Raw genomic sequence first — 12,862 nt, 5'->3', positions numbered from 1 at the left:
AATCAGTGTTAATCAGCGTTACCGGAATCAGCGGTCATCAGCGTTCGGTTAATCATCAGCGGCAATCAGCGTTTATATGAAGTATATTGATGAAGTAAAATATCATAATCCTCAGGATTTCTCAAATAAATATAAGAAATTATACGAATCCTTGTCTATTCGTGAACCTGAAAAATTATATAATAAGGACAAACAACCGGTTACTGAAAAACTTGTAAAAATGATATGGTTTGACCAAAAGATTGAAAGAAGAGGTTTGAAAACAATCGCCGGCAAAAATATTGTTATAGTCTCGCCGGGCGAGTGGAATTTTGATGAGGGACCTGATTTTAAGAACGCTAAAATAAATATCGATGGTCAGGAGATAACAGGTGACATTGAGGTTGATATTTATTCCTTATACTGGAAAAAGCATAATCATTATAAAAATAAGAATTTTAATAATGTTATCCTGCATGTCTTTTTATGGCAAAGCAGTAAATTATCAAAGACACTTACTCAAAATAAAGGCGCAGTTCCCTCTCTTGAATTGATTGATTATGTAAATGATGATTTGGAAATCATAAATAGCGATTTTGATGTTGAAAATTATCCTTATTCAAGCAAAGTTCGTGCCGGCAAATGTGCTGCATTCTCTTTTAGAAAATATTCATTATTGGAACATATAATTGGCATTGCCGGGGATGAAAGGATAAAACTTAAAAGTGAAGAGCTTAAAAGAAGAATGTCAAGCGAATCAATAAATCAAATAGTTTACAAAGGTATTATTGGCGGGCTTGGTTACGGTCAGAACAGGGAAAATTTCAGGAAGTTGGCTGAGATATTACCGCTTGAGCGGATAGAAAAAGTAATTAAATTAGAAAAGTTTGAAGAAAAACCAATTAGAATTCAGGCACTGTTTTATGGAGTATGCGGTCTTATTCCGGAAATAGACAAGATGGAAAAGCTTGATGATGAAGCTGAAAAATATGTATTAAAGATAAAGAAAATATGGAAGGTCCTGAGACAGCAGATTTTACCGGGTGAAATAATTAAAAAAGAGTCCTGGAAATTCAGGGGAATAAGACCATATAATTTTCCATATCGTCGTTTAGCTGCTGCGAGTCTGGTTATTTCTAAACATATCAATAATGGTTTTGATAAAATATTCCAGGATTTTTACGATAAGATTATCTCGGGTAACTTGAAGTTAAAGGAGTTCTTAAAAGAGATTAAAATAGATACTGCCGATTCTTTTAATTTTTGGTTTTTCAGAACTACATTTAATTCAAAAAAGTTTTTAAAACCTGTTGCTTTAATCGGAGAAGAAAGAAATCTGCTGATACTTATAAATGTATTTTTACCTTTGGCGATTGCAAAAATTCAGACATTAAAAGATGGTAAAATTATTTATCAGTGGTGGTTAAAACAACCTATAATAGCAACTAACCGGACGGCACGGCTTACTTCGTGGAAAATAGGTTTTGGAGATATTACGGGACGGGGCGAGCGTTTTCAACAGGGACTTTTACAAATATTTAAAGATTTTTGCGACATAAAGAAAGGAATATGTACTAATTGCAGTTTTCAGTCAATCTTTAATATGTCGATGAGCGAACTATTGCCGCAGTAAAATATAGTTGCAAAGCTCTGCCACTACAATGTTTTTGTCGTTGCCCGCCAACGGTTCAGTGGCGGGCATAACTTGATGCATAAGAATTTCGATGTTGTGGATTCCCGATTGAGACACTCGGGAATGACAATCTATCATGGCGTGTCATTCCCACGAAAGTGGGAATCTATCTTGATGAATAAGAATATCAATGTTTGTAGTAGCACGCCCTTGGCGTGCCTAATTTGTTCATATAGATAAAATACAGGAGGATAAATGGAAATTTTTGACATTTTGACTACAGCAGTAAAAAAGGGGGCTTCGGATATACATATCGTTGTAGGCAAACCACCTATGTGCCGCCATGTCGGTGAAATGAAGACTATTGAAGGATTTGCCGATATAATAAATCCTGATGAAGCAAAGCGGTTAATCTATTCAATGTTGTATGATGAACAAAAGAAGAAATTTGAAGAAGACCTTGAATTAGATTGTTCTTTTAATTTACCTAATGTTTCAAGATTCAGGGTAAATGTTTTAATGCACAGAAATGGCATTGGTGCTGTACTCCGTGTAATTTCTTCTAAAATACCGTCACCTGAACAATTACGTTTACCGGAAGCAATTACAAAACTTGCAGGTTTGGCAAGAGGACTTGTACTTGTAACAGGACCTACTGGCAGCGGTAAGTCAACGACGCTCGCTTGTTTGATGGATCTTGTAAATACAACCAGGAAGGACCATATTCTTACTGTTGAGGATCCTATTGAGTTTGTTTATGAATCAAAAGGTTGTGTTGTTACTCAAAGAGAAGTCGGGCAACATACACTTTCTTTCGGTGCGGCATTAAAACATGCTCTTAGAGAAGATCCCGATATAGTACTTGTAGGTGAAATGAGAGATCTTGAAACAATCGGAGCAGCAATAACAATTGCCGAAACCGGGCACCTTGTTTTCGCTACACTTCACACAACCGATGCTCCTTCAACAGTTGATAGAATCATTGATGTTTTTCCGCCGCACCAGCAGCAACAGGTAAGAATGCAGCTTTCCACTTCACTTCAAGCGGTTATATCTCAAACGCTTATTCAAACTGTTGATGGTAACTCGAGAATTGCAGCAAGAGAGATTATGATAGCTACCCCTGCAATTTCAAATCTTATAAGAGAAGGTAAAACGCACCAGTTATATCAGACAATAGAAGTAGGGGCAAAAGCAGGAATGATATCTCTCGATAAAGTTCTTGGTGGTCTTGTTAGGGATGGATTGATAAAAATGGAAGATGCTTTAGCGAAAGCGCATAATCCGGAGATGGTAAAAGCAGCAATTTCCGGCAGATAGCCGTTCGGGAGCTTGTCTCACAGAACCGTTGTCCCCGACGTTACGTCGGGGCACTCTCACTCGTTCCGCTGAATGTTTTAAGCGGAACTCCGTGAAGTTCTGCTCAACAACTTCTTCGCTCTTCGATTAGGAGCTTAGTGGATAACAAAGAGGTAAAGAGGAGCGCAAAACAGGCGTAAAACATTTAGCGCCTACCTGCCGGTAGGCAGGTCAGTTTCGCGTATATTAAAATGAATATTGAAGAACTCTTAAAATTGGTTATTGAAAAGAAAGGAACCGATTTACATTTAAAAGCCGGTTTACCTCCAATGGTTCGTATTCACGGTGATATTGAGCCGCTTGTAGACGGTGAGAAACTTACGTCTGCAAAGATAAAAGAGTTAATTTCAAAATATATAGGGATTGATGAAGAAAAGAAAATGCAAGAAAACAAAGAATATGATTTTGCTTGTGAACTGTCTGGAATAGCAAGATTCAGGGGAGCTCTTTTTATACAAAAGGGGAATTATGGGGTTGTATTTAGAATGATACCCATGATAATTCCCTCTATTGATAGTTTAAACATACCTTCTGTATTGAAAGATATAGCTATGACTAAACAAGGACTGGTTCTTGTAACAGGTCCCACTGGTAGCGGGAAATCAACAACTCAAGCGGCAATAATAAATGAAATTAATGAAACATCCAAAAAAAATGTTATTACAATTGAAGACCCGATTGAGTTTGTTCACACAGATAAAAAATCAATAATAAACCAAAGAGAAATTGGTATGGACACTCAAACATTTGGAACAGCGTTAAAATCAGCATTAAGACAGGACCCGGATGTTATTCTTGTCGGCGAAATGCGTGACCCTGAAACAATTTCAACCGCTATTACCGCTGCTGAAACAGGACATCTTGTTATATCAACATTGCATACGAATGACACAAAACAGACAATTGATAGAATAATTGATTCATTTCCTGTAGAACAGCAATCACAAGTTAGATTTCAAGTTTCACTGTTTCTAATCGCAGTTGTTGCACAGCGTCTTATTAAAAGAAAAGATGAAAAAGGTATGGTTGTTGCTATGGAAATAATGATAAATACACCTTTTATAAAATCATTAATTGCAGAAAGCAAAACAGGACAAATTTCAAAAGCGATAGAAGATAGTTCTTCTTTTTACAAAACGCAATCATTTAACCAGTCACTTCTATCACTTTATAAGAATGATGTTATTACTATGGAGGAAGCGCTTGCTACAAGCAATAATCCGTCAGATTTGAAAATACAGATACAATCGGTAGATTTTGCAAAAAAGACAGGGGGAACGAAATGAACCTTAAATCGGTTGAAATTTTCAATGGGTTGTCGGATAGTGTCCTAAAACATATATCAAAGATACTGGAAGAAAGAAAGATAAAAAAAGATACTGTTATTTTTGAGGAATCATCTTCGGCGGATGTTTTTTGTCTGATAGCGGAAGGAAAAGTTGAAGTTTTTAAGCATCTTTCGGAAGGTTCAACAAAAACTCTTGCCATTTTATCTACCGGTGATTATTTCGGTGAAATGTCGCTTTTTGAAGATAAACCAAGAATTGCATCGGTCCGGGCAATAGATGATGTTACCTTGCTTGAAATAAAAAAGAATAAATTTGTAGAACTTATTTCCAGCGACCTGAATACCGGAATGAAACTTTTATCAGCAATTATGTCGACAACATTAAGCCGGCTTTCAGCAACAAACAGTCATCTCACGCTGCTTTATGATACAGGAAAAATCATTGCCAGTTCAAAGAACTTAAAACAGATGACAGCAGATGTTTTTTCAAATGTTGCTAAACTCTTTAAAAAAGCAGATAGCGGATTAATATCGGTTTATAATGAATTTACGGATGAATTAGATGTTCATTCATCAGTTAATTTAAAAGTACCCGTTGAAACGATTCCAAGAACAGAATCTTTTGTGAATAGCATTGCATCAGAAAAAGAGATAATTATCAACGATGATAAAAGTTTTGAACAGAAAAGTGATTTCATAAATGGCAAAGCATTTATATCATCAGCTTTTTATTTTGAAGATAAATTTCTCGGTTTTATATTATTTGCTAGTAACAATGAAAAAGCATTTACAAGGAACGATTTAATACTTTTATCTTCAGTTGCATCACTGGTTTCCGTATCAATAAGAAACATATCTTTTATTTCTGAAGAAGAAGCAAGACAGCGATTAAGTGAAATGCGCAGCCGACAGAGTTTTTAATTTATGATTGAAATAGCATTTATATTAAATCTTTTGCATTATTTATTTAACAGGTTTATAGTTATACCTATAAGTATTGTTACAGGATTTGGCTGGTGGGGTGCATTTTTCATTGCGATAGCAGGTGATATAATCCAGATGTTCATATATTTTTATATATTAGAAGGTGCCGGTGTAAATAAAAAATTAGGTATCTTAATATCAAAAAGATTCCCGTCGCAGGAGAATGTGGAAAAAACCGGAATGGTAAAGAGGGTTAGGGGATTAGGTTATTTGGGAATAACAATTTTAGCTGCACTTCCTGTATATTTCGGCGGTATGTATTCGGCAGTCTTAGTCAGCCACTTGATGCATCTTAATAGGAAAAAATCATATATATGTTTGACAATAGGTTCAATAATTGGTTCTGCCATTCTTGTAGTAGGACTGAGTTTTATATGGGGTTTAATAAAATCAATAATTATGTAGAAATTATAAGAAAAACAGAAAAACAATTTAATTGTAAAATTTATATTGTTGGCGGATATGTTCGTGATAAAGTATTAGGTCTAAAAAGTATTGATTTGGATTTGGTGGTAGAAGGTGATGGATTAGCTGTTGCAAAAGTTATTCATGGAAAACTCGGCGGAAAACTTAACATATATAAAAAATTCTTAACAGCATCCCTTAAGCTAAAAAATGGTTTTGTAATTGACATTGCAACAGCAAGAACAGAAAAATACCCAACCCCCGCTTCAATGCCGATTGTTTTCCCGTCTAATTTGAAAAGCGATTTATTCCGCCGTGATTTCACAATCAACGCCCTCGCCTTTCCGCTTTCCCAAGATTCATCATTCCCACTAAAGTGGGAATCTAACTTGATGTTTAGGAATTTCAAAGTTTATGAGATTGTTTTACCTTCGGTTCGCGATGACAAAAAGAGTGTAGTCATTGCGAGGAGCAGAGCGACGAAGCAATCTAACTTGGCAATTAATAACATTATTGATTTACACGGTGGTTTAGAAGACATTAAAAAAAAACAAATTCGTGTGCTTCATAGTAACAGTTTTATAGATGACCCAACCAGAATTCTAAGGGCAATAAGGTATGCTCATCGTTTTGGTTTTAAGCTTGAAAAAAATACAGAAAAATGGATGATATCTGCAATAAAGAGAAACTTGCTAACACTGGTTTCAGCACCGCGTATAAGGGATGAATTTGTAAAAGCACTGGAAGAACAAAAAGCCAAAAAAATCCTGGAAGAATTTAAAAAGCGGGGTATTTTGAAAATCATTGATAATAGTTTGAATATCTCAGCAATCTCTCCAAAACAAGAACCTGTTGAAAAACGCTTAAAAAAACTCCTAAAATATTTCACAAAAGAACAAAAAATCACTTTTATAGAAAAGTTCTGCCTACCTAAAAAATACAAACAATAGAAATCCTTAAAAAGTAGTATTTCTTCTAAATAAGTGGCCTCTTTTTCTGTCCCCTTTTCTGAAAGCTAAAAAATAATTCCGAGACTTGTCGAGAGAAAATATATTGTGCAGAGTTTTTGCAAGTTGTTCGTCTAATTAAGTATGTTAATAGTTGAGGATGATTGTTTGTTTTATTTTATAATGGATTTGAATATGCAGAACCGATTAATTTCATATAGTGGAAAAAAGTCATAAAAAAGTGGCATTAGGTCATTGACAGAATAATTGCAGTTTAGTAAAATTAACACACATGGTCCGGAGCAATTGCATCGACCGAGTCTATGCTCGGAATCCGGAGCTGCTGCCCCGGATGAGAACATGATCCCGTAGTATCAGGGGAAACACAATTCCGATAACAAATTCCATAAATAAAAATCGGGTTAGTGCTCGGAGGTCGGCTCTGCTGAAACGACCGAGAACACAATCCCGATAACAAATTCTATAAATAAAAATCGGGATAATAAATAAATATTTATTAATTAATTATATCGATAATTGCACAACAATATATACAAATAACCTCTTGACAAATTATTTAAGAATGTAACCATAAAATAATATAATCAACTAGTAGTTGGCAAATAGTGTTAATAATTGCACATAAAAATTTGCTAAATAAGGAAAATACTTGACAAAGTTCTTAAAATATTTATAATTATTTTAAAACAGATATTATTAAACTGGATGTAAAGAATATGAAGATTAGATTAAAGTTTCCCTGTTGCATAAAATACATTTTATTTCTTTTTTTAGTTCAATTTATATTCTTTACCTATCTTTATGCAGATGCATGGGATCCGACAGATGATAATGCAGTAAATGGAACAGTTATAACACCTACCGCAACTACCCAATCAGATGGACCACACGATTTATCTGCAACAGATACAACAGATTGGTTTAAGATATCAATGACAGCAGGCACAATATATTATTTTTCTTTTACCAATTATTCCAATAATTGCAATGCTTACCTCTACAGCGATTCTGCAGGAACAAATCAAGTAGCAAGTAGTTCATCTGGTGATCCATTTAATTATAATGCAACATCATCACAGATATATTACCTGAAACTTAAATTTTCTTATAATAGTTGGTCAGGGTATCTTAATTATCGTTCTACCAATACAGCACCTGTGCTTTCGTGGACAGGTGAGACAAATTATACTTCTGATGGCTTAAATCCTGAAACAGGCAGTCCTTCAACAATATTCACATGTAGAGTAAAATATACAGATGCCGATGATGATGCTCCAGAATCATATTATCCAAGAGTTGTAATATCCACAGCATTAGGTGCGAGTTGGCAAGGAACAAAAACCTATATAATGAACGAAGTTGATGTCAACGATACCTCATATTCTGATGGCAAACTCTTTACATATTCTACAAATTTATCCTCCGGAACTGATTATATATATTATTTTCAAGCATATGATAAATGGAATACATTAGCAATTGGAGCCACATATTCTATTGATGCACCCGATGTTTCTACCCCTCAACTTTTTGCAATAGCGGGTTATGTTAAAGATAATTCAGGGACAGCAATCAATGGTGTTCTGGTGTGTTTAACTGGTGCAGATTTAAGATTTTCGACTACAACAGCAACAGGATATTATAAATTCACAGGTATTTCTGAAGGAGGGAATTTTACTGTTACACCGACAAAGACAAATTATACATTCTCACCGGAAAGTAAAAGTTATTCTAATCTTTCAGCGAATCAAACAGACCAGAATTTTACAGGGATTGCGATTGAAAGCACAGCAAAAGGAACTGCAGGTTGGACAACAAGATTAACCGGAAGCCGTGCCGAATATACTGCTTTTGACTGGTCATCAGCAGGAATTGTCTATTCACTGAATAATGAAAATGGTGTTGACCTTTACATTATGTCGGCAGATGGTTCTAATAAAAAACAAATTACGAATGATGAATATGTTGAGTTGGGTGCAAAGTTTATTTTCGGGCAGAGCAAAATTATATATGTCAGAGCAAATGATACCGTTTTAAATTATTCTATATGTACTATGAATAATGACGGTTCAGGAAAAACTGTAATATATACATCTACATCAACAATGGAAGATATTAAAGTATCACCTGATGGCACAAAAATAGCATTTATTAAAGATAGTAATAGGCTTTCAGTAATAAATATTAATGGAACAGGGTATATGTATCTTGCAGAGTGTTGGGCGGGTTATTCATGGGCACCTGATAGTAATAAAATTGTATATTATTTTTCAGGTGATATAAATATTATAACGTCAACAGGTGGTGCGCCAAATTATTTATGTGATGGAAGTTTCCCTGATTGGTCAGCTACTAATAAAATTGTTTACTGTTATGGTTCCTCTCCAAGTGATTACCTTTACACAATTAATCCTGATGGAACCGGAAATATACAGTTAACAACAACCGCTGGATACTACTACTATAAATTTAAATGGTCACCTGATGGTTCAAAGGTTTGCTATCTCGGTTATAATTATTACGCTGATTCCAATTCATGTTATATCATAAACAGTGATGGAACCGGAAATATAAAAATTGTTGAAGATTATGACTTTTTTGCATTCTCACCTACCAACGATCGTATAGGTTGTGGCAGTCAACAAAATATATATACGATAAAAACAGATGCTACTAATAAGAAAAATCTTACAAATAATACCTTATCTTATTACTTTAATTTGGTTGATGCTGGACAAAAAATTATTTATAATGCTAATTATGAAGACAGAGAAGAATTAAAGTCTATTGATGTGAATGGGAAAAATGAGACACTGATTGAAACTAGCACAACATCGTTTTTATCTGAAGTATTATCGCCCGATGGCACTAAAGTTGCGTATTCTTATCTTTATAATGGTAGATATTATGTAAAAGTGAAAGATATTTATGGGAATTCGGTTTATTCTGTTGATAGCGCCAGTCCAACATATTATATCGGATGGTCACAGGATAATAAAAAAATTACATTCATTTTAGGAACTGAACTTGTTATTAGTAACTTTTCTTCGCTTATCAAACTTGTTTCTTTTCCTGATTTTGTTTCCTATAGTGTACCGTCATTCTCATCAGATGGAACAAAAGTTGTTTTCTTTGGGACAATAAGCGGTGTTTCAGGAACATACATTATAAACAGTGATGGTACAAGTAAACAAAAAATTGCGATTGGGTCTTATCCGATTTACTCACCTTCTGGTTCTAAAGTTGCCTATTATTATAATGGTGATTTGTGGATATACGAGAATGGAACAAACACACAAATCACAAAAGATGGTAATATATGGTTCATATGGGATATCGGATGGTCTCCCGATGCTACAAAAGTTGTTAATTATGATAGAGTAATTGATACAGTAACTGGTATGGTTTATCAACTCACTAAATGGGGTATTGACTGGTATGGTTCAAAAATTACATATGTTGATGAATCCTTATTGAATCGTAAAATTGTTATTTCCAATCCTGATGGTTCTGAAAGGCAGCAACTTACTCCTGCATCTTATGTTTTTGGGTATGATAACTCAAGATTTTCACTCGACGGTACAAAAGTGGTTTGTAATTATGGTGGTGATATTTATTTGGTTAATCTGTATTCTTCGCATCAGGCAAAACTTGAACAAGACCATATATTGCCTGTAAATAATGTGATTAATCCAATAAAAGGTGATATTTGTAAAGTTTATTACAGTGTACCACAGGCAGGACATATAACAATAAAACTATACACGATAGACGGTGTATTTATAAAAACACTTGTTGATAAGGATGTGGTTGCGGGAACATATTCAGAAAATTGGTATGGTAAAAATAGTGAAGAAGAAGTAGTTGCTTCAGGAATTTATTATATTCATATAGAAGGACCAGGATTCAAACAAACAAAAAAGATTTGCGTTGTGAAATGAGTGCCAAGCAAAATTGATAAACGTTGATGTTTAGGATGTGTGTTATGTTTAGAGAAATTTTAGAAAGGAAGTCATTGCGAGAGCCGATGTCAATTGGCTCGTGGCAATCTCTGGTTTTATTTATTGCCTTTACCACTTCCTACTTCCTACTCCCTACTTCCTGTCTTTATGCTGGTTCTGGTACCTCCGGTGCAAGGATTTTAAATCAGACAGTAAGTGCCAGAACTGTAGGTATGGGTGAAGCGTTTGTTGCTGTATGTGATGACACAAATGCACTTTATTATAACCCGGCAGGTTTGGTAAATATAGAAGGTAATGAAATAGCGAGTATGTATTTAAAAGGCAGAGTAGATGAAAATTACGGTTTAGTTGGATGGGTAGGAACGCCATCAAATGGAATAGGCAGTTTTGGAGCAAGTTTTCTTTATTATGATGGTGGTAATTTTGAATGGAATAATCTTGATGGTACTTCAAGGAATGTTAAAGCACAGCAGGATATAGTTGGAACAATAGGTTATGGCAAAGAAATTTTCAATAATTTTTCATTAGGGTTAACTGCAAAGTATCTTTCATCCAAACTTGTAGAAACATATTCAGGGACTGCATATGCAGTGGATTTTGGTATTTTATATTATACAACCGTTGATGGACTTTCAACAGGACTTGCTGTTCAAAATGTAGGGACAAAACTGAAGTACATTGAACAGGGAGACGCACTTCCTATGAACATAAGGTTAGGAATAGCATATAATAAAACGGTATTACAAAATCACAGTTTTTTGATTGCCATTGACACAGTTAAACCAAATGAAAGTAATATAAGGGAAAACATTGGTATTGAGTATAGTTTCAAAGAAACAGTATTTCTGCGATTTGGCTATAAAGTAGGATATGATATTGATAAGGTTACTCTTGGCGCAGGTTTCCAAATGAAAGGATTAAAAGTTGATTATGGGATTGGTTTGGTTGAAACACTTAACCCAAACCAAAGAGTATCAATTGGTTATAGTTTTGGAAGCGAGTGATTATTTGAAGAGACAAAACCAGTAAAACTTGGTGATAAAACTAAAACAGATTTAGGAAAAATAAAATAATATTTTAGATAAAATAGAGGTGAAAAAAATGTTGATAAGAAAATTGTTTAACAAGTGGGTGTTAATTTGTTTATTTGTTGATTTGATTGGAGGAATCGGCATAATGTTTGCCAGGGAAGCGGTTTCTAACCCTGGTGAAAAAAGGTCGTGGAATTTGGTGGAAGATGATCGGCATGCAGGAATTATAGATGAAGAGACGGCATTTATGTATAAGTTCTACTGCATAAATGATCCTGATTCTTTACCTCAAAAATATAAGAAGCCTAATATGCGATTGTATCAGAAAAAGAATTCTACATTAGATATTCAACGAGAATTAGAAAATATATGGAATAAGTTAAGTGAGGTGAACAAGAAGAAAATAAAAATAATAACATGGAAAAATAGATTAAATTTTTATAGCGAGCAAAGTTCTATTGTTAAGATAATTGAACCAAAAGATAGTGAAGTGGTAGATTCGTCTAATATAGTAATAAAAGGCACAATAGAAACGCCAGAGGTTTATAATGTAACAAATGCTTGGATAAAAATTGGAGATGTAAGTATAACAGAAAAACAAAAGATAAAATTATCTAAAGTGGAACATATATTACCGGAAGAAATATATCAAGAGAAGATGTATGGAAAAGAACGAGGTAGAAAATATTATCTTGAATTTAAAGAACAGTTTAAAGATAAACCTGGACTTGTAGAATTATATGGTCCTCCTGGACAAAATATATATAATTTCAGTGAGACGGGGGTATTACCATCAACAGGAATCTGGAATGTTAGTATTGGTGCAGAGAATGAAGGAAGTAAGTTTGCGATGCAAGAGGATTTTGATAGTGTTTGGATTGTTTATCCACCGAAAGCCAAAACAGACATTACCCCACCCACAATAGAGATAGAAGGTGTAGAAGATGGGCAAAAGTTTGATGAGATACCATATGAAGAATATGTGAAAGGCAAGATATATGGTTCAATAAAGTTTATATATGGAGATAGTAGTCCAACATTATTATGCACATATTCTAATAACAAACGTATAAGTTTTGGGTCCCCATATAATTTTACTACTAGCTTCAGAAAAAAAGTATATTCTTTGGATGATATTAAACCATATCTTCAAAAAGAAGGAGTAAATAAAGTTAAAGTAGTTGCCACTGATTGTTATGGGAATACCAGCACAAAGGAAATAAATATTATTTTAATTAAGAAAAAACAATAGT

At 34.2% G+C, this 12,862-nt stretch carries 9 protein-coding genes; all 9 read left to right on the top strand.

Features of this window, described 5'->3' with window-relative positions; all coding sequences use genetic code 11:
- The first annotated feature begins 76 nt into the window (after positions 1-76).
- Positions 77-1,612 (top strand): DUF2851 family protein, encoded by a 1,536-nt coding sequence (locus tag PHE88_04815; protein MDD5687138.1) that lies wholly within the window; start codon positions 77-79, stop codon positions 1,610-1,612.
- A gap of 255 nt (positions 1,613-1,867) precedes the next feature.
- A complete protein-coding gene (locus PHE88_04810; protein MDD5687137.1) occupies positions 1,868-2,932 on the top strand; it encodes a type IV pilus twitching motility protein PilT in 1,065 nt (354 codons plus the stop codon).
- A gap of 230 nt (positions 2,933-3,162) precedes the next feature.
- The gene (locus PHE88_04805; protein ID MDD5687136.1) at positions 3,163-4,257 is read left to right on the top strand and encodes a type IV pilus twitching motility protein PilT; all 1,095 of its coding nucleotides are present in this window, start codon (positions 3,163-3,165) and stop codon (positions 4,255-4,257) included.
- On the top strand, positions 4,254-5,180 hold the full coding sequence (locus PHE88_04800) for a cyclic nucleotide-binding domain-containing protein (GenBank protein ID MDD5687135.1): 927 nt from the start codon (positions 4,254-4,256) through the stop codon (positions 5,178-5,180). Before PHE88_04805 ends, PHE88_04800 begins: the two co-directional genes overlap by 4 nt.
- 3 nt (positions 5,181-5,183) lie before the next feature.
- Positions 5,184-5,648: a small multi-drug export protein gene (locus PHE88_04795; protein MDD5687134.1), complete on the top strand. Its 465-nt coding sequence runs from the start codon at positions 5,184-5,186 to the stop codon at positions 5,646-5,648.
- Positions 5,618-6,598, top strand: a complete 981-nt coding sequence (locus tag PHE88_04790; GenBank protein MDD5687133.1) for a hypothetical protein — start codon at positions 5,618-5,620, stop codon at positions 6,596-6,598. The genes PHE88_04795 and PHE88_04790 overlap by 31 nt, the downstream gene beginning before the upstream one ends.
- A 734-nt stretch (positions 6,599-7,332) precedes the next feature.
- Positions 7,333-10,557 carry a hypothetical protein gene (locus tag PHE88_04785; protein MDD5687132.1) on the top strand — a complete coding sequence of 1,075 codons (3,225 nt, stop codon included), beginning with the start codon at positions 7,333-7,335 and terminating at the stop codon, positions 10,555-10,557.
- 44 nt (positions 10,558-10,601) lie between these two features.
- Positions 10,602-11,582, top strand: coding sequence for a PorV/PorQ family protein (locus tag PHE88_04780; GenBank protein MDD5687131.1), 981 nt, complete (start codon positions 10,602-10,604; stop codon positions 11,580-11,582).
- A gap of 97 nt (positions 11,583-11,679) precedes the next feature.
- The gene (locus PHE88_04775; protein MDD5687130.1) at positions 11,680-12,861 is read left to right on the top strand and encodes a hypothetical protein; all 1,182 of its coding nucleotides are present in this window, start codon (positions 11,680-11,682) and stop codon (positions 12,859-12,861) included.
- Position 12,862: the final 1 nt, after the last annotated feature.

This window comes from Elusimicrobiota bacterium (genome assembly GCA_028718185.1).
Classification (GTDB): Bacteria; Elusimicrobiota; UBA8919; order UBA8919; family UBA8919; genus JAQUMH01.
This window is presented reverse-complemented; position numbering and strand designations above follow the sequence as displayed.

Coding starts and splice junctions, on each gene's coding strand:
- PHE88_04815 (MDD5687138.1), top strand. CDS start 77: ATGAAGTATATTGATGAAGTAAAATATCATAATCCTCAGGATTTCTCA.
- PHE88_04810 (MDD5687137.1), top strand. CDS start 1,868: ATGGAAATTTTTGACATTTTGACTACAGCAGTAAAAAAGGGGGCTTCG.
- PHE88_04805 (MDD5687136.1), top strand. CDS start 3,163: ATGAATATTGAAGAACTCTTAAAATTGGTTATTGAAAAGAAAGGAACC.
- PHE88_04800 (MDD5687135.1), top strand. CDS start 4,254: ATGAACCTTAAATCGGTTGAAATTTTCAATGGGTTGTCGGATAGTGTC.
- PHE88_04795 (MDD5687134.1), top strand. CDS start 5,184: ATGATTGAAATAGCATTTATATTAAATCTTTTGCATTATTTATTTAAC.
- PHE88_04790 (MDD5687133.1), top strand. CDS start 5,618: ATGGGGTTTAATAAAATCAATAATTATGTAGAAATTATAAGAAAAACA.
- PHE88_04785 (MDD5687132.1), top strand. CDS start 7,333: ATGAAGATTAGATTAAAGTTTCCCTGTTGCATAAAATACATTTTATTT.
- PHE88_04780 (MDD5687131.1), top strand. CDS start 10,602: ATGTTTAGAGAAATTTTAGAAAGGAAGTCATTGCGAGAGCCGATGTCA.
- PHE88_04775 (MDD5687130.1), top strand. CDS start 11,680: ATGTTGATAAGAAAATTGTTTAACAAGTGGGTGTTAATTTGTTTATTT.